The organism is Acinetobacter sp. YT-02 (assembly GCF_002412355.1).
Lineage (GTDB): Bacteria > Pseudomonadota > Gammaproteobacteria > Pseudomonadales > Moraxellaceae > Acinetobacter > Acinetobacter towneri.
In genome coordinates this window covers 1-18,449 of sequence record NZ_NOZT01000007.1, presented here as the reverse complement: position 1 = coordinate 18,449, position 18,449 = coordinate 1, and the positions used below count along the sequence as shown (strand labels likewise).

The 18,449-nt window shown below is 42.8% G+C and carries 13 protein-coding genes and 3 tRNA genes; 9 read left to right on the top strand and 7 right to left on the bottom strand.

Annotated features, from left to right (window positions below):
• Nucleotides 1-29 precede the first annotated feature (29 nt).
• The gene (locus CF596_RS03915; protein WP_096901312.1) at nucleotides 30-1,133 is read left to right on the top strand and encodes an HPP family protein; all 1,104 of its coding nucleotides are present in this window, start codon (nucleotides 30-32) and stop codon (nucleotides 1,131-1,133) included.
• 226 nt (nucleotides 1,134-1,359) lie between these two features.
• Here the strand turns inward: CF596_RS03915 and CF596_RS03910 are convergent, their stop codons facing one another.
• On the bottom strand, nucleotides 1,360-1,626 hold the full coding sequence (locus CF596_RS03910) for a PspC domain-containing protein (protein WP_096901311.1): 267 nt from the start codon (nucleotides 1,624-1,626) through the stop codon (nucleotides 1,360-1,362).
• 318 nt (nucleotides 1,627-1,944) lie between these two features.
• Here CF596_RS03910 and CF596_RS03905 point away from each other — a divergent pair, with 318 nt between their 5' ends.
• Nucleotides 1,945-2,517, top strand: a complete 573-nt coding sequence (locus CF596_RS03905; RefSeq protein ID WP_096901310.1) for a hypothetical protein — start codon at nucleotides 1,945-1,947, stop codon at nucleotides 2,515-2,517.
• 261 nt (nucleotides 2,518-2,778) lie between these two features.
• Here CF596_RS03905 and CF596_RS03900 read toward each other — a convergent pair.
• From CF596_RS03900 to CF596_RS03880, 5 genes are all read right to left on the bottom strand, one after another.
• Nucleotides 2,779-2,854: transfer RNA gene (locus CF596_RS03900), tRNA-Lys, on the bottom strand.
• Between the two features lie 21 nt (nucleotides 2,855-2,875).
• Nucleotides 2,876-2,951 (bottom strand) — tRNA-Lys (locus CF596_RS03895).
• 52 nt (nucleotides 2,952-3,003) lie between these two features.
• Nucleotides 3,004-3,079: transfer RNA gene (locus tag CF596_RS03890), tRNA-Lys, on the bottom strand.
• Nucleotides 3,080-3,273: 194 nt separating this feature from the next.
• Nucleotides 3,274-5,115, bottom strand: a complete 1,842-nt coding sequence (locus CF596_RS03885; RefSeq protein WP_096901309.1) for a long-chain-acyl-CoA synthetase — start codon at nucleotides 5,113-5,115, stop codon at nucleotides 3,274-3,276.
• 259 nt (nucleotides 5,116-5,374) lie between these two features.
• Nucleotides 5,375-8,806 (bottom strand): Rne/Rng family ribonuclease, encoded by a 3,432-nt coding sequence (locus CF596_RS03880; protein ID WP_096901308.1) that lies wholly within the window; start codon nucleotides 8,804-8,806, stop codon nucleotides 5,375-5,377.
• A gap of 761 nt (nucleotides 8,807-9,567) precedes the next feature.
• Here CF596_RS03880 and CF596_RS03870 point away from each other — a divergent pair.
• The 7 genes from CF596_RS03870 to CF596_RS03840 all read left to right on the top strand — a co-directional run bounded on the left by CF596_RS03870 (nucleotide 9,568) and on the right by CF596_RS03840 (nucleotide 17,597).
• On the top strand, nucleotides 9,568-10,530 hold the full coding sequence (locus CF596_RS03870; RefSeq protein WP_096901307.1) for an RluA family pseudouridine synthase: 963 nt from the start codon (nucleotides 9,568-9,570) through the stop codon (nucleotides 10,528-10,530).
• 353 nt (nucleotides 10,531-10,883) lie between these two features.
• Nucleotides 10,884-11,552 (top strand): HAD-IA family hydrolase, encoded by a 669-nt coding sequence (locus CF596_RS03865; RefSeq protein ID WP_004976034.1) that lies wholly within the window; start codon nucleotides 10,884-10,886, stop codon nucleotides 11,550-11,552.
• Nucleotides 11,553-11,981: 429 nt separating this feature from the next.
• Nucleotides 11,982-12,779, top strand: a complete 798-nt coding sequence (locus CF596_RS03860) for a fumarylacetoacetate hydrolase family protein (protein WP_004976036.1) — start codon at nucleotides 11,982-11,984, stop codon at nucleotides 12,777-12,779.
• Between the two features lie 25 nt (nucleotides 12,780-12,804).
• Nucleotides 12,805-13,701 (top strand): acetaldehyde dehydrogenase (acetylating), encoded by an 897-nt coding sequence (locus CF596_RS03855; RefSeq protein ID WP_096901306.1) that lies wholly within the window; start codon nucleotides 12,805-12,807, stop codon nucleotides 13,699-13,701.
• 11 nt (nucleotides 13,702-13,712) lie between these two features.
• Complete coding sequence (gene dmpG, locus CF596_RS03850) at nucleotides 13,713-14,732, top strand: 4-hydroxy-2-oxovalerate aldolase (protein ID WP_096901305.1); 1,020 nt, start codon at nucleotides 13,713-13,715, stop codon at nucleotides 14,730-14,732.
• A gap of 426 nt (nucleotides 14,733-15,158) precedes the next feature.
• A complete protein-coding gene (locus CF596_RS03845) occupies nucleotides 15,159-16,457 on the top strand; it encodes an OprD family outer membrane porin (RefSeq protein ID WP_096901304.1) in 1,299 nt (432 codons plus the stop codon).
• Nucleotides 16,458-16,736: 279 nt separating this feature from the next.
• On the top strand, nucleotides 16,737-17,597 hold the full coding sequence (locus CF596_RS03840) for an alpha/beta hydrolase (RefSeq protein ID WP_004976044.1): 861 nt from the start codon (nucleotides 16,737-16,739) through the stop codon (nucleotides 17,595-17,597).
• 65 nt (nucleotides 17,598-17,662) lie between these two features.
• Here the strand turns inward: CF596_RS03840 and CF596_RS03835 are convergent, their stop codons facing one another.
• Nucleotides 17,663-18,340, bottom strand: coding sequence for a DUF1345 domain-containing protein (locus CF596_RS03835; RefSeq protein WP_096901303.1), 678 nt, complete (start codon nucleotides 18,338-18,340; stop codon nucleotides 17,663-17,665).
• Between the last annotated feature and the right edge of the window lie 109 nt (nucleotides 18,341-18,449).

Below are 18,449 nucleotides of genomic sequence, written 5' to 3'. Positions count from 1 at the left end.
TCCAATTGTCACCACTGGATTGCCTGCCCGTGTTTCATTCACAACTTGATTGGCTGAATACGCTGAAACCCAATTTTAAAGTATTGCCGTTAAAAGAACGCCTACTTTGTGGTTTGGGCGCATTATTGGGTTTGGCATTATCTTCCCTGATCAGTTGGTGGGTGTTGGGCGATATTAACGCATGGTATATCGCGCCAATGGGTGCATCTTCGGTATTGTTGTTTGCTGTGCCTGCCAGTCCTTTGGCACAGCCGTGGAATATTGTAGTTGGGAACAGTATTGCAGCAATTATGGGCGTGAGCTGTGCTTTATATATTCCAAATTTAACCGAAGCCTTTAGTGTGGCTGTGGCTTTATCTATTTTCTTGATGATGACCACCGATTCGCTGCATCCACCGAGTGGAGCAGTGGCCATTACCGCAGTGCTTGGCGGAGATGCCGTGCGTGAGCTGGGTTATCACTTCATCTTTTATCCTGTGCTGCTTAATTCAGTTTTGCTGATGATGATTGCAATCGTATTTAACCGCATGATTGGCAAGCCTTATCCTCAAACGCCACAGTTGAATCAACGTACCCAAGACCCAACGCCTACTCAAAAAGCCACTATTCAGCCGCAAGATATTCAAGATGTTTTAGATGCACAAACCCAGTTGCTAGATATTAGTGAATACGACTTACAAAAAATCATTTTAGAAGCGCAACACAAAGCCAGTGAACGACAAACTCAAGCACTGACTTGTGCCGATATTATGAGTAAAGATGTGGTTAGTTTGCAGCAAGATGAGGATATTCACAGTGCTTTAGAAAAATTCAAACACATGAATTTAATGAGTTTGCCAGTCATTGATACTGAACAACATTTGGTGGGAACTTTGGCATTGTATGAAGTGGTGGAATGGTTTAAACACGCAACAGATTTACCTTATAGCTGGAAACATCAAGTAAAACATATCATGTTGCGCCAAGTGGTCACGGTGCAACCGCAACAAAGTATTCAAGACCTTGTACCGTACTTTGTCGAGCGTTCTTTTAACTACATTCCTGTGGTAGAGCAGCAGCGTTTGGTGGGGATTATTAGCCGTGCCGATATGATTGCCGTCTTAAATCAACAGCTTGCTGTAAAGACCAATTGATTGACTTGTATTGTCGATGCGTATTCAACACGACTCAATCCTGAAATGCTGTGACTTTTAAAATATATTGCAGGTTGAAAGGCAAAAAAAAGCTACGATGCTTGGGGGGGCAATCGTAGCGAAAAAGAAAAAAACTGTGTAAATAAGGGATATCTAAGAGTGAATAAGCGAACGATTAAAACCTATAAATCTTACATGTGGTCAGTCTTTAAAATTTCAATACCATTTATCGGTCTTGATCAGAATTGACCGTGCGTACAGGTCTTGTGTAGCCCTGAGTATAGTTTGCTGTATTCAACTGGTTTTGTTTAGGGATCACCAACCACAACACCAAATACACCAAAATGCCTGGAAAGGCAGCACTCATCACGGAAACAATCACAAAAATTAAGCGCAGTAAATTTGCGTTCCAACCAAAACGTTCAGCAATACCACCCATAACCCCAGCAATCATATTTGAGCGGTTTGAGCGATATAAACCAACATTGGCCATCTAATTCTCCTTGAGAGATCTAAAATTCAAAATAAATACAGGCTGAGGTTTAGGTTTACAGCACATCATCTGTCTATAGAATAAAAATGGTGATGCACTTGGGTTTTTTAAAGGGCGGTGGCAAAGCAATTAGTAAAGTTATGTAACTTTTAGTGTTGCCTAAACCAGCATCCACCTAAAATATCGTAAAGAAGCAATGGGCAGAGTAAGCGCTTGACCACAAAGGATTGAGGAAAAGCATGGCTTACATTGAGTTGCCTATTCGGTGGTTTGAATAGGACTGAACATTCAGTCTAATCACTCTATATGAGGGATAGTGTGTCGGCTAAATCAAATATTTGCGCAGTTTCTATATGGAGTGCAGTGGCATTGCTTGGATGCGATGATTCACAACTTGAGCAAGCTGCAGTGCAAAAATATACAGAACAGGCAGAAACTAAAAGACTGACTGAAGTAGCAGGGCAGGCAACCGCACCCATGCAAACGGCTGCAACAGAACATCATATTCCCGAAAATCATCTGACTTATGTGGGACGCTATACTATTCAGATTAGCTGTGAAGATAAGTTTGTTATGTGCGAAAGCGGAAAAGTCGATTATATTCTGACCTTATTGCCTGATGGGACAGCGCATCGTATTTTTGTCAATGCGGGGCAAATCAGTTACGACAATAAAAAAAAATACCGCAAAGATTTATGGTTCTATGATGAAGACGCGCATCAAATTGTGGTGGCACGCGCCTCTGGGGTGAACTTTTACTATAATGTTGATCAAGACCATAATTTAATTATGGATAAAAACAAAATTGCGATTGCAACAGAAAATAATCGTGAATACTTTAAAAGCAATCCCTTACCTTCGCAAAACTATCATTTAATCAGAGCAAGTTAATTATTCGCTCATTCAATTCTTAGCCCATTCGTGAAAAACTTTTGGGCTTTTGTTTTTTTACATCAAGTTTTTATTTGGGATGTGTAAAGTATGATTTATCAATGATGGCACATCGTCTACAACTGAATTGAGCAAGGTGTAGTGGATAAAAGTGTTAGTCAAACAGGGCAGAATACGGGAATTCTATAGTAAATTACGAAACTGCACGATCCACAGAACAGTGCTGTGATGACTGGTAATTTAAAGATTTTTTAGAAGGAATGGTGGGTCGTCCGCGATTCGAACGCGGGACCAACGGATTAAAAGTCCGCTGCTCTACCGACTGAGCTAACGACCCATCTAAGGTTGATCAAGGAAATGGTGGGTCGTCCGCGATTCGAACGCGGGACCAACGGATTAAAAGTCCGCTGCTCTACCGACTGAGCTAACGACCCAGAGGAGTAAAAATGACGATTATCATTTTTAAAGTATCAACCTTGAAGAAGATGGTGGGTCGTCCGCGATTCGAACGCGGGACCAACGGATTAAAAGTCCGCTGCTCTACCGACTGAGCTAACGACCCTGAACCAGCAATCAAGCAGGCTTGATTGTGAAGAGCAAGAAAAACCAGAGGGTTTTAAGCACCACTTCGTTTGATGGAGCGTATTGTAGCAAGATATGAAGCGAGCGCAAGTAAAAAATAAAAAAGTTGCCTATGTTTGATTATAAATGCAACAAATTTGTCGTATCTAATCAAAAAATAGGCAACATAGTGGCTTAGAAGCGATATTGATACTGTTGAATATTGTCGTAAATTTCTTGGGTCAGCTCGCAATAAGCAGATTGGTTTGGCAATAACACCAGAATTTTTTCATCACACTGTTTTAAATCAAAACCTTGAGTTTTCAGGGTGTTCTTCTGATATTTAAATGTACCTGTGGTTTGCATTTGCTTTTGAATGCGTAAAAAAACGGGTACTGCATAAGCGGGCATTGCTTTTTTAAACTCCACCAGCATTTGACGCAAGTCTTGTTCATCTAACTGGCAGCCTTCGTTTAAGGTAATCGCAGCCATACCTGCACGACCATTGGTATGTGGGATTTCAACGCCATACACGACAGCTTCAGCAATTTTTTCATAGTCACTGACAATGTTTTCTACTTCTGTGGTGGATACGTTCTCACCTTTCCAGCGGAAGGTATCACCTAAACGATCAACAAACTGGGCGTGACGGAAGCCAATGTCGCGGACTAAATCGCCCGTGTTAAAATAGGCATCGCCTTGTTTAAACACGTTTTGCATCATCACCGCCTTGTTTTTTTCAGGGTCGGTGTAGCCATCAAACGGTGAGCGACGGGTGATTTTTCCAATCAATAAGCCGACTTCGCCTTTTTTGACTTTCATGCATTTGCCTTTGGCATCGCGTACGGGTTCATTTTTTTCTTTATCAAACTGAATGACCGCATAAGGTGTCGGTGAAAAACCAACCGTGTTGTCAAAGTTAAACACATTGCTAAAGCCGACGTTGCCTTCGCTAGACGCATACAGTTCCAGAATTTCCTGAACACCAAAGCGTGTTTTGAATTTGCTCCAAATATTAGGACGCATGCCATTGCCAATCATTTTGGTCACACGATGCCCACGCTCTAAATCAGAAGCAGGCGCATCCATTAAATAACGGCACAATTCGCCCACATAGCCAATCGCAGAGGCATTGAATTTGTGTACATCTTGCCAGAAGCATGAAGTGGAGTATTTTCTACGGATGGCAAAGGTGGCACTGCCTGCAATTACGCCACACCAGCACACCACAATGCCTGTGGCGTGGTACAGCGGCAGAGTGCAGTACATCACATCATCCTGATTTAAACCCAAGACATGACCATAGGTGCCATAAGCCAACGTCCAACGGCTATTGGTGAAAATCACCGCTTTAGGTAAGCCTGTTGTACCTGAGGTATAGATATAAAACAGCCCATCTTTGCCCTGTACTGACTGTGTGGTGGCAGGGTTAAAGCTTGGGAATGATGCAATGCATTGCGCTAAATTTTGAAAACCTTCAGGGGCAGTGCCAGCATCGGTACGGGTATTTTGATCTGCAAACCAATACAGTCGATTTTCTGTAAGCTCAAGTTCTTGGCGAATATCGGCAACGGCTTGACGACATTCTTCCCCCACAATCACGGCAATTGGTTTGACTAAATTGATGCTGTGCGCCAAAACTTTGGCAACTTGTGCGGTATTGACCAAAGCCACGGTAACGCCAATTTTTGCTAAGCCAATGACACTGGCAATTAATTCAGGGCGATTTTCCAACATCACCGCAATGACATCACCTTTACGTGCACCTATGCTTAAATAGTAATGGGCAATTTGGTTGGCCCAAGCATTGAGCTGTAAATAGCTGTACTGCTGATCTTCAAACACTAGTGCACAGCCATGCGGGTTACGATGCACGGCTTTTTCAAATGCTAGACCTAAGCCTGCAGGCGTGTTGGGTGTGCGTAAATAGGCTTGCTTTAACCCTGTGATCAGGTGAGGCACTTTAGTCATAAACTGCGGAATTTTTGCCGCAACATCCGTTAAGCCAATTAAATCGCTTTTTGTCATCTGGTTCATAAGAATCCTGTTTTTGTCATCATCCGTTGCATCTGCACAGCATCACGTCTTGTTGTTTTGTAATCCCTAAGTCCTAGTGCAATCAACCTAATTTTTCAGCTTTGTTAGGTGTTTTTAGAAAAGCTGTTAAAAATCAAAAACACCTAAGTTCAAATTAGCTCGCTTAAATTTAAGTCAGCACCGCGTTGGCTCTAAAGTAGCAAAAAAAATCCAGCCATTAAAATGACTGGATTTTTTTATTCCGCTGCAAAAGTGCGAATTACGACTCAGTTGGCGGAGTTACTTTTTTAGGTGGACGGCCACGTGGACGACGCGGACGCGCAGTTTTCTCTTTCTCTGCTTTGTCCTGTTCAGATTCAGCAGTTTCGACTGGGTCGTCTACAGCCAATTCCGCTTGTACAGGTGCGACCACTTCAACGGCAGTTTCTTCTTGCGCTGCTGCAGTTTCAGTGACAGCTTGTGCAAGGTCGTCTTGCGCGTTCAACTCAGGCTGAGTAGCTTCAGTTGTAGCCACTGCTTCAGGGTTTACTTCTGTAGTTGCTTCGACTTCAGTGCTTACTGTTGCAGACGTTTCTACCGTAGAACTTGCTTCTACAGATCCTTCTGTAGCTGCCACAACTTCAGTCGTTGGCTCTGCTGCAGGTGTGCTTTCCGCTTCAGCTTTTTCTACTGCCTGTGCTTGCTTGGCTTGTTCCAATGCTTGCTCAGCAGCTTGTTTGGCTAAACGACGACGCTCACGCGGATCGTTGGCAACACGCTTATCTGACACTGGTTTTGGTGGTGTTAGGTCTAACACAGGTGCAGGCTCAGCTTCAGGAGCAGCTTTGGCAACTTCCACATCACGAGTGACAGGTTTTTTCTCTGCCACAGGCGCAGTGCTAACAAGGCTTGCAGCATACTCGTCAGTGAACTTCTGCAAAGCACGATTGAACGTTGGAATTAAACCAAACTGTTCAATCAGAACTGAACAATCTTCGCCATATACGTGGCGAATCAGGCTACCAATGCTGTATTGCGCTAAAGTTGGCACCTGTGAAGGTGTTAACTTTGGTGCAGTTACTTGCTGCGCTTGACCTTCACGTTGCTGACGACGACGCTGACGCGGGTCATTGCTGGCACGTTTTGCAGGCGCAGTCGGTTGTGCTTGAGCTTCCGCAGGTGCAGCTGTTTTTTCTGCAACAACAGGAGCAGCCTCTATCACAATAACAGCTTGAGTTGGTTCAGCAACCGTTTCAGGCACAGTTGCTTCTACTGCTGTGACTGGTTCAGCCGCTAATGGCGCAGCATTCAATGCCACAATTTCAGTTTGAGCCTGATCGACATTCACCACCAAAGCCGTCGTGTTGAACTCTTGACGCGGTGCATCAATTAAGTCCACTTTCGGCTGATTAGAAGTCACTGCGGTAGGTGCTTGCTCATTCAATACGCTTGGGTCGCGGTGACGATTTGGGCGTTCTGGACGAGGTTGGTTACGACGGTCACGACGTGGTACGGCATTTTGCTGCTGCTCATTGTTGTTTTGAGCTTCTTGCTGCTGCGGTGCTTGGTCATTGTTGTGCTGACGACGAGAGTTGCGTTTGTTTTCACGCGCTTCTTGACGTTGCTCCTGACGCGACATTTGAACCACTTCTTCATGCACTTGATGTTGTTGATTATCGTGCTGAGTTTGCGGCTCACGTTGCTCTTTGTGCTTGTTATTGTTGTTGCTGTGACGCGGCTTTTTGTTGTTGTGACGCGGAGCAGGTTTGTCTTCACGTTCAGCAGATTTATCTGCAGAGTCACGTTCAGTTTTTTGTGCCACTGTCGATGGTGTAAGGTATACATTTTGACTGCTTGCAGCAGGGGCAGCAGATGCAGTTGCAATTTGACCAAACTGACCACGGCTCACGGCACCGCTATTCACCATTTGCTCGATGGCTGCTGCCGCATTGTTGGCACTACGTGCTTGATCAATAGTGCTGGCTTGCTTTTGAACAAACAGGTTTTCTAACCATGCACATGGGCTTGCAGCTGTTGTGGCTGCCGCAGGTGCAGGCTGCTGTTGTGCAGATGCTTTATTTTGCTGTGCTGCTTGTGGTTTTCTTGCAGAAGTTTTTTCTGCCGCAGGTGCAGCAGCGTGGCTGTGCGATTGATCGGCTTCTTCTAAATGCCATTCAGAAGATTCATAACCCAACTCTTTTTCGCTTGAACGAGTTGCTTCAGTACGTTCATAGCTGGTTGGTGCAAAGCCTTCAGGATTATACGAAATTTCGTAATGCGGGGTTTCTAAGTGTGGGTGAGGTAATACAGTCACACGCACATTTGAAGTTTGCTCAAGGTAAACCAGACTGTGACGTTTTTCATTCAGTAAGAATGCTGCAATTTCAACAGGTACTTCGACTTGAACTTCACCATGACGTTCACGCAGGGCAATTTCTTCCACTTTACGCATAATTGAAAGTGAAAGAGAGCGTAGGTCACGTACCATGCCTGTACCGTGACAGCGTGGGCAAACGTAACCAGTCGCTTCTTCAAGTGATGGACGTAAGCGCTGACGGCTCATTTCCATTAAACCAAAACGTGATAATTGACCAAATTGAATACGTGCGCGGTCACTTTGTGTTGCTTCACGAAGTTTGGCTTCAACCATACGTTGGTTGCGGTCTTTGGTCATGTCGATAAAGTCGATGACCACCAAACCACCGATGTCGCGTAAACGCAATTGACGCGCAATTTCTTCGGCAGCTTCAAGGTTGGTATTAAGCGCAGTATCTTCAACATCTTGACCACGGGTAGACTTAGCCGAGTTGATGTCAATTGAAACTAATGCTTCAGTTTGGTCAATGACAATTGAGCCGCCTGAAGGCAATTTAACTTCACGCTCATAAGCTGTTTGAATTTGGCTTTCGATACCAAAATGCGCGAATAGCGGCTCATTTAAAGTATAGGTTTTTAGCTTGTCTAACTGACGTGGCATCACGGCTTTTACGAAGTTATAGGCTTCGTTATAAGCTTGTTCTGAGTCAATTAAAATTTCGGCAACATCATCACGTAAGTAGTCACGAATCGCACGTGTCACCACACCTGCTTCTTGGTGTACCAACATTGGCGATGGGCCAGAGCTTGCGGTGTTTTGAATTTGCGCCCAAAGGTCAAGCAAGTGTTGTAAATCAAGCTGTAATTCTTCTTGTGAACGACCAATGCCCGCAGTACGTACAATCACGCTCATGCCGCGTGGCACGTTTAAAGATGCCAACATTTCTTTGAGTTCTTCACGCACAGAACCTGAAATTTGACGACTGATACCGCCACCTTTCGGGTTATTTGGCATAAGCACTAAATAACGACCAGCCAAAGAAATGAAGGTAGAGAGCGCAGCACCTTTGTTGCCACGTTCTTCTTTTTCTACCTGTACCAAAAGCTCAGTGCCTTCAGTGATCAGTTCACGAATATTAGAAGTTTGGCGAGGGTCGGCTTTGTAATAAGAGTTTGCGATTTCACGCATCGACAGGAAGCCTTGGCGACCTGCACCGTATTCAACAAATACGGCTTCTAAAGAAGGTTCTACACGGGTCACATGACCTTTGTAGATATTCGATTTTTTTTGTTCACGGGTACGATTTTCTAAATCGAAATCGTAAAGACGCTGACCAGTGACAAGTGCAACGCGAATTTCTTCGGCATGTGTTGCATTAATCAACATACGTTTCATGGGTGTAACACCTAATAGTGATACACAGCAAAAAATCGCTAGACACGTAGCGAACATCAAGCATCACGGATCAACTGCTCAGATCTCAAAAAAACCTATTGTGGTCTGAGCTTTTTTTACCGGCCTTATTTAGGTTGGCTGCGGTGTATGATTCACGTATTGATGATGGCAATACGGCTTTAACCTTTAAACGGATAAAGTCACCTGATCGCTTCACTGGCGGACGAGCGGTGTATTGGATGTGTGTAACTTTCACTGTCACATTGCTCGAAGATCAGCTCTTCTTTACATAGATAGAGTGTCTTGATACGGAATTATCGTCGTATCTTTACAAATTGTGCAGATCCAATACATCAAACGCTTTAGCCTGAATGCGACTTCAGGGTGCGACTAATCTGATGTGTATCAGTTTACGTTTAAAAACCAACAAAGTTGGCGACATATTTTTTCAGACAAACTGATTTATGTACCTGAGGTACAATTAAACGCAACAGTTTGCTTTTTTGCCGATATAATAAGCCTTCGGCGTCGGCATAATTCTTTTGGGACCTGCTCGTATATGGTGAGGTATTCAGTTGAGTGTTGTTTCAGAAAATTCTGAATAGATTCAACCTTAACCCACTGACGATGGTTTCCGTGCGCTGACTATATCAAACCTTGCATCATCTGCCTATGGGCTAAGCTTATGTTTCTTGTGTAAAGCATAGCCTAAATGATCAGTTTTTAATCAATTTTAGTATTTTATTAGGTCACTTAACTGTATGAATTCTACCCAACAATGGCAAAGTGTCACTTGGTTTGAAGTGGATGAGCATCAAGCGGGTCAACGCATCGATAATTTTTTGTTTAGTCGTTTAAAAGGGGTGCCTAAAAGTCGCATCTATCGTTTGATTCGCGAAGGGCAGGTACGGATCAATAAAAAGCGTATTAAAGCAGAAACCAAACTCAATATCGGTGATCAAATTCGTGTAGCACCTATTCGTTATGAGCAAAAAGACGACAGTGCTGCACCTATTTCAGATAAGGTCGCACAAAGCTTATTAAGCCGTGTGATTTATGAAGATGAAGGCTTGATGGTGGTGAATAAGCCTTCGGGCATTGCAGTGCATGGCGGTAGTGGTGTCGCTTATGGTTTGATTGAGGGTTTACGTGCTGCCACAGGTAAAAAATATTTGGAGCTGATTCACCGTATTGACCGTGATACTTCAGGTTTGGTGATGGTATCTAAAAAGCGTAGCACCTTAAAAACGCTGCAGGACTTATTGCGCGAACATAAAATTCAAAAAACTTATGCGGCCATTGTCAAAGGGCAGGTGAGTTTAGATCAGCAATTGATTGATGCACCATTGCATCGTTATGAATTGGCCAATGGTGAACGTCGTGTACGTGTGTCTAAAGAAGGTAAAGAATCTAAAACCCAGTGGAATGTGGCAGAGCGTTTTATGCATGCAAGCTTGGTATATGCTTCGCCATTGTCTGGACGTACCCATCAAATTCGTGTGCATGGTTTAAGTATTGGGCATCCGCTAGTAGGTGATGATAAATATGGTCATCAAACTGAATATCGGGGTCCTGCGCCACGTCGTTTGTGCTTACATGCCATGCGTTTGGAAATTCCAGGCTATCCTGTGATTGAAGCGCCTTTACCTGAAGATATGCAGAGTTTGGTGGCGCAGTTGAGAGCGCAAAAGGCGGATAAGCCGACGGCGCCACCTGAGTTTTAATTTTTGTAACTCTCTGTTGTGCGATAGCAGCTTGCTTCTTTTTAAAGATGAGGAACATTGTTTCGCAACAAGGAGATGAGGTTTTTAGGGGTAATTCACAGCCACATTTTATAGTTTTTAATTTAAATTTTTGGTGTATAGGCTATGCCTTACTTTTCAAAGATGAAAAGTAACAAAAAACTTTTGTTTCGCTGATGGAACATCTCTGTGCCACAGCGAAACGGCGACATCCATGTCGCCCTTCGCGTATCGAATATTTGTTGTGATATATGTGCTGATTCTTGGTCGTTTATCCTTTTGAGTTAAGGTAAAGCGAGGGAATTTAAAAGCCGAATCAAATTTAGGAACCTAATATGAATAAACCTGTAGAACTCATCATTTTTGATTGGGATGGCACCTTATTTAATTCCGTCGGTCAAATTGTGGCGAGTTTGCAGTTCGCAGCACAACAATTTCAGCAACCCCTGACCGATGCTGCGGCTAAAAGTATTATTGGTTTGGGTTTGCCTGAAGTGGCACAGCGTTTATTTCCTGAAGTGCCAGAGCTGCATCAAGCGATTTTGCAGTGCTATTCAGAACACTATGTCGAACACTCAAAAACCGATGCTTGGTTTGAGGGTGTGGCAGATATGCTCGATGAGTTGTCAGGTTTGGGACTGAAATTGGCAGTGGCAACAGGCAAAAGCCGTAAAGGTTTAGACCGAGTGTTGGCGCAAACCCAAAGTCAGGATTTGTTTGTGGCGACACGTGCTGCAAGTGAAACCAAATCTAAACCTGATCCTTTAATGTTGCAGGAAATTTTGAGCAGTACCGATGTGCAGGTCGAGCAAGCGATTATGGTGGGTGATACTTCTTACGATTTGGAAATGGCACAAAACATTGCCATGCCGCGTGTAGGCGTGAGTTATGGCGTGCATAGTGTAGAGGTGTTGCAGCGTTATCAGCCTTTAACCATTGCAGATGATGTGCCGAGTTTGCATGATTTTTTAGTGCAGCAATATCGTTTACGTCAGGCGAGTTAAACCCAGTAAAACAATTTAGATGAATTTGAAATTAGAGTAACTTGAAAAATTTCAGGTTGCTCTTTTTTTATGTACTTTTGGGAGCGTCATAAAAAGGCTTAGCTTTTAGTCTAAAGTTAGGATTAAGACATTTTAAGATTGCTGCGAATTGCCGAGTCAATGACTCGGAAAATAATGTCATAGCCTACAGACAACTGTTTTGCTTGCTTTTTATAAAAATAGATTAATAGCTAATAGCTATTGAAAAAAAGAAAATAAGTATTGGCATAAACCCGCCATTTTTCCGATTCTTAATCAGTTTACATACCTCTGAGCTGGATAGCTTGTCCTGAGAATGGACAAGATCGGGGTCATCATCCCTATTTTCTATTATTACCTTTCCAACATCTCGGGGTATATGCCCAATTTTTGCAGTTTAAGGAAACATTGATGTCGAATTCTGCTGTTGTTGAATCAGTTGCGCAAGCATTACGTACTGCCGAACTCTCTCAAACTGCGATTGCGCCAATCCGCCCAGAACTTGGTGGTGAAAGTGCTGACGTAGATATTGCCTATGCCGTTCAAGAAGTGAATACCGAACGTGCCTTAAAAGAAGGTCGTCGTTTGGTGGGGCGTAAAATTGGTTTGACCTCTAAAGTGGTTCAAGCACAACTGGGTGTAGATCAGCCTGACTTTGGCATGTTGTTTGCCGATATGGCTTATGGTGATGGTGAAGCGATTCCTGCAGGTTTGCTGATTCAGCCAAAAGTAGAAGCAGAAATTGCATTGGTGATTAACCAAGATCTAACCAAAGAAAAACACACGTATGCGGATATTATCAGCGCGACTGAATATGCCTTGCCTGCCATTGAAGTGGTCGATAGCCGTATTGAAAACTGGAAAATTAGTTTGATTGATACCGTGGCCGATAACGCATCTTCTGCTGCATTCGTTCTAGGTTCAAAACCAGTCAAGCTAGAAAATCTGGATTTGGTGAACTGCAAAATGGTGATGACCCGTGGTGAAGAAGTAGTTTCTCAAGGCGTGGGTAAAGCTTGTTTAGCAAATCCATTAAACGCTGCCGTGTGGTTAGCCGATGAAATGGTGCGCCGTGGTCGTCCATTGTTAAAAGGCGACATCATCTTAACTGGTGCTTTAGGTCCTATGGTTGTTGCACAGCCAGGTGAAGAATTTAAAGTCGAAATTGAAGGCTTTGGTTCAGTGACAGCTGCGTTTGCTGCGGAATAAATCGAGATTCTAAGAGAGTACATGCATGAAAAAGATTAAATGTGCAATGATTGGTCCAGGTAATATTGGTACAGATTTGCTTTATAAATTACAACGCAGTGAATGGTTAGAGCCTGTGTGGATGGTGGGAATTGACCCAACATCTGAAGGTCTAGCTCGTGCGGCAAAAATGGGTTTAAAAACCACAAGTGACGGTGTAGATGGTCTTCTTCCTCACGTACTTGAAGATGACATTAAAATTGCTTTTGATGCAACTTCCGCTTATGTGCATGCAGAAAACAGTCGCAAACTGAATGAACTTGGCGTGTTGATGATTGACTTAACGCCTGCAGCAATTGGCCCATTCTGCGTACCACCAGTGAACCTTGAAGCGTTGCTACAAGCGGGCGAAGTGCCAAACGTCAACATGGTGACTTGTGGTGGTCAGGCAACAATTCCTATGGTGGCTGCAGTTTCTCGTGTTCAACCTGTGGAATACGGTGAAATTATTGCAACGGTATCGACTAAATCTGTGGGACCGGGTACACGTAAAAACATTGATGAATTTACCCGTACAACTGCAGGCGCGATTGAAGAAGTTGGCGGTGCAAAACAAGGTAAAGCCATCATCATCATTAACCCAGCTGAGCCACCATTAATGATGCGTGATACCGTTCACTGCTTGGTGGAAGGTGAGCCAGATCAGGCAGCGATTACAGCATCTGTGCATGCCATGATCAAAGAAGTGCAAAAATATGTACCGGGTTACAAACTTGTAAACGGCCCTGTTTTTGATGGCAACCGTGTTTCAATTTTCTTGGAAGTTGAAGGTTTGGGTGATTACTTGCCTAAATATGCAGGTAACCTAGACATTATGACTGCAGCGGCTGCACGTACTGCAGAAATGTTTGCAGAACACGTTTTCAAAACTGCTGAAGCTTAAGGAATACCAAAATGTCTAAGATTATTATTAATGATATGACTTTACGTGATGGTATGCACCCAATGCGCCATCAAACCACGCCAGAGCAAATGGTTGCGATTGCCACTGCTTTGGATGATGCAGGTGTGCCTTTAATTGAAGTCACACACGGTGATGGCTTAGGTGGTAACTCTGTGAACTATGGTTTTGCAGCCGCTACTGATGAAGAATATCTGAAAGCAGTGATTCCAAACCTGAAACAGGCAAAAGTTTCTGCACTATTACTGCCAGGTATTGGAACAGTTGATCATCTGAAAATGGCGCATGATGTAGGCGTGGCAACCATTCGTGTGGCGACACATTCGACTGAAGCAGACGTTTCTGAACAGCACATTACTGCAGCACGTAAACTGGGTATGGACACTGTGGGCTTCTTGATGATGGCGCACATGGCTTCTCCAGAAAAATTGCTCGAAGAAGCACAAAAAATGGTGTCTTACGGTGCAAACTGTATCTATGTAACAGATTCTGCAGGCTATATGTTGCCTCAAGATGTGACTGATCGCGTAGGTATTTTACGTGCCAACCTCGCCTCAGACATCGAAATTGGTTTCCATGGTCACCATAACTTGGGCATGGGCGTTGCGAACTCTGTATCGGCTGTGACCGCAGGTGCAACCCGTGTTGACTTGGCTTCGGCTGGTTTAGGTGCAGGCGCAGGTAATACACCACTTGAATTGTTTGTAGCGGTCGCAAACCGTATGCAAATGGAAACAGGTGTGGACTTGTTTAAAGTGCAGGATATTGCTGAAGACTTGATCATTCCAATGATGACGCATCAAATTCGTGCAGACCGTGATGCAGCAACTTTAGGTTATGCAGGTGTTTACTCATCGTTCCTATTGTTCGCAAAACGTGCCGAAGCAAAATATGGAGTATCTGCGCGTGAAATTCTACTTGAGCTTGGTCGTCGCGGTACGGTGGGCGGTCAGGAAGATATGATTGAAGACTTGGCATTGACTATGTCTAAAGCACGTGAAATGCAAGCCTAAGTTTTTAATATAAAGCAGGCTTGAATTAAGCACTCCAAATGCGTTTGGGGTGCTTTTTTATGCTGTGAAAGATGTAAAATGTGCTGAATTTTGTGCTGATTAAAATGTTTTTCTTATAAGTTGGGTTTATAGAAAATAACGCTAACACATGGGTTTAAAGTTAAAAAAGATTAATCCTTCACATGATGCAAAAAATAACAGCGTTTTTCACCTAAATTAAGCTGTGAATTCAAATAAAAATTCATTTAGTGAGGATTTTGAGCTTAATTTTTTATCGTTAAAAAGAATTAAAAAACTTGGAAAAAAGCTGCTCGATACAGAAAGTGCTGAATTTGTAGAAAAGCTTAATACTGTGGTCGGATTTTTTTCATGACAAGAGTTTTGCATGATGCCCAGATTCGCTTATTGGATGAATAGGAAAAACGCATGCATCGTCACAATTTATGGATAGCACTTTTTGCTGCGACAGCAACTTTAGGGACAACTGCAACTCAGGCAGATTTTATTGACGACAGCAATCTTCAACTTAAATTTAAGAATTTTTATTTAGATCGTCAAATTAAAGACAACCCTGCGGGGAACTTTGGTTCATGGTCACAAGCAGTCACCTTGGATGCTAAATCGGGTTATCACGATTTAGGCGTAATTCAGGTGGGTGCTGATCTTCTGGTTCAACACGCAGTAAAACTCAATGGTCGTGATAAAAATGCAGACTGGGTTTTGCCGCATGATGGTAAAGAGTCAAAAGATCATTTTGGTAAGGTCGGTGCAACTCTAAAAGTTAAATTTTCTGAAACTGAATTAAAAGTAGGTGACTTATTACCAATGTCACCTGTGGTGTTTTTTGACCCATCGCGTCAATTGTTAACGACTTATAGCGGTGCATGGTTAGAATCAAAGGATTTAAAAGATACTAAATTAACTTTGGCTTATTTAGACGGTATTAATGCACGTTATGATAACCAATACCAAGATTTTACGTTGTTCCCTCAAAATAATTTTTCTGCTGCTGAAGCGAATAAATTAAGCACAGACGATGGCATGTATCTTGTGGGAGTAGATCATCAATTTACCCCTAAAGTAGGTGGAAGTTATTGGTATGCGGATGTAACCAACATCTATCAACAACATTATGTCGCTGCAAACTATAAAACGACTTTGGCTGAAAAAACTAAGCTGGATACCCATGTACGCTATTTTGACAACAGCGAATCGGGTGACAAGCTGTATGGCAATATTGACAGCCAGGCCGTGTCTGCGGGTGCAAAAATCAACAATGGGATGCACACTGTACAGTTAGGTTATCAACAAATGTTTGGTGAGCACGGTACAAAAGCCCCAATGTTCCCGACCTTGGGCGGGTGGGTGCCGCAGCCTTACTTAGACAACTGGTCTGTGGCGAGCTTCATTCGTAAAGATGAGCGTTCTTGGAGTTTGGGTTATACCTATAATTTTGCCGATGTGGGTGTATCTGGTTTAACAGCGACAGTACGTCATTTTCGCGGTGATAATATAGATGGTACTTACCATAAGTTAACCAACAATGCTGGTCAGTCGCTTAAAGAGGGTAAAGAAAACGAAACGAATGTAATCGTAAATTATGTTGTGCCTGAAGGTAAACTTAAAGGACTTGGTTTTCAGTACATGTTCATCGATACCAACTTTAACTTTGCGAATGACTTAGAAGAACACCGTATCGCCACGACTTACACTTATAAATTCTAAAGCTAGATAAAAATTAGAGCGGCTTTTTATAGTCGCTCTTTTTTTAATATTTACTGAATAAATACCTTATATAAATTAAGACTTTTATTTTATTAAAGTTATAAAATTCAAAGAGTTGTTTAATCGTTTTTTTATGGGTTGTGATCGTAAATTTGTATCAGTTGATGCTGTGTGAACAGGTAATATAAGCCTGTAAAAAGTAATGTTGAATGAGTCCACTTGACGTCAAATTCTATACCTAGAGCCAAACGCAAGCTAAAGACTGTACGAGGAGTATATATGAGCACTGTTCAAATCCCTGACTATACAACAGATCCATTCTTTGGCTTAGAAGATAAATGGATTGAAACAGCAGAAGGCGAATTAACGCATTATCATGAAGTGGGTGAAGGTACACCTATTCTATTTTTACACGGTTCAGGTACAGGCGTATCGGCTGCTGCAAACTGGTGGTTAAACTTGCCACAAATTGGTGAGCAAGCACGTTGTATCGCCATTGATACCATCGGCTATGGTCAAACTGTGGTTGCACCGGGCACACAATATGGCATCCGTGCATGGGTAGATCATGCTGTACGTACTTTAGATGCATTGGGCATTGAAAAAACTTGGTTGGTGGGTAACTCGTTGGGTGGCTGGTTGGCATTCCAGTTGGCATTGGATTACCCAGAGCGTGTTCTTGGTATTATCTCAATGGGTACAGGCGGTGCAAAACAGACTGCAGCCCTCAAAGCGCATGCAAATCCTGTATTGACTGAAGAAGGCATTAAAAAGACGCTTTCAATGTTCGTGGTAAATAAAGACTTGATTACAGATGAGTTGGTCAAAGTCCGTTTTGCTTCTGCAAAAAATGACTATGCTTCAGACCGTTTAATGGATGTTGTGGGCGCGCGTGATCGTGACCGTTTCGAGTTCCCACTCGACTTTGACAAAATGAAAGACATCACTGTGCCTGTATTGCTGATTCACGGTACACAAGATGTGGTGATTCCAGTATCGCGTACATGGGATATTTTAAATATTGTGCCACATGCCGATGCACACATTTTCAGCCAATGTGGTCACTGGTCACAGGTTGAAAAAGCGGAAGAATTTAACACTGTGATTAAAAACTACTTAACTGCACGTGGCGTAAATTAAGCGCAGTGAGGTAAAAAAGGATGGCAATTTGCCATCCTTTTTTATGGATGTTTTATGTACCCAATTTAGTGCTGAATAAAGCTCGCGACCAAGTTAATGCAAATTGCCAAAATAGTGGTATTAAAGCTATAAGCCAAAATAATATGTAGCGTGTTCAGTACCCGCATGGGTTGTGAGCTAATCGAGACATCGGCGGTTTGTGCAGATGTACCAATCACATAGCTGAAATACAAAAAGTCAGGATAGGTTGGATGCGACGTCTTGGGAAAATCCAAACCACCTTCTTGCTGCTGTTGCAGTGCCAAATAATAGTCATGCGCATAGTGAATCGCAAAAATGGTGTGCATAAAAAACCAAGCACATAAAATAGTGGTAATGGATAAAATAAAATGTCCCATGCGCACAAACTCACTTTGTGCAAATAAATTCACCTCGACAATGATCGCAATAAAGCACATCACTAAGGTTAGAAATACCAAGAATAAAATCAGCCATTTGCTGGCATCTTGTTGTTGGGCACGTTGTAAAATATGTGCATGATCGCTGTGCCACAAACTGCGCATGGTTAAAACCAAATAGCAGGAAATCGCGATATTCCAGCTAATCAATAAACAGCTTGACCATGACCATGCAGTGAGGGTCTGAAAAATAGCATACAGCACAATGGTAATCACAAAACTGATAAAAAAATAAGGACGATATTGAATCCCTGTTTTCATTCTGCTGAAGGGTGTTTTTATCATTCTTGATCCTTTCTGGATGTGCAATCTAAAGGTGTTACAGAGGTGGATCAGGAAATTTGAACAACACTTATAAGTGATATTTTGCTCCCCAAATGATGTTATAAACATC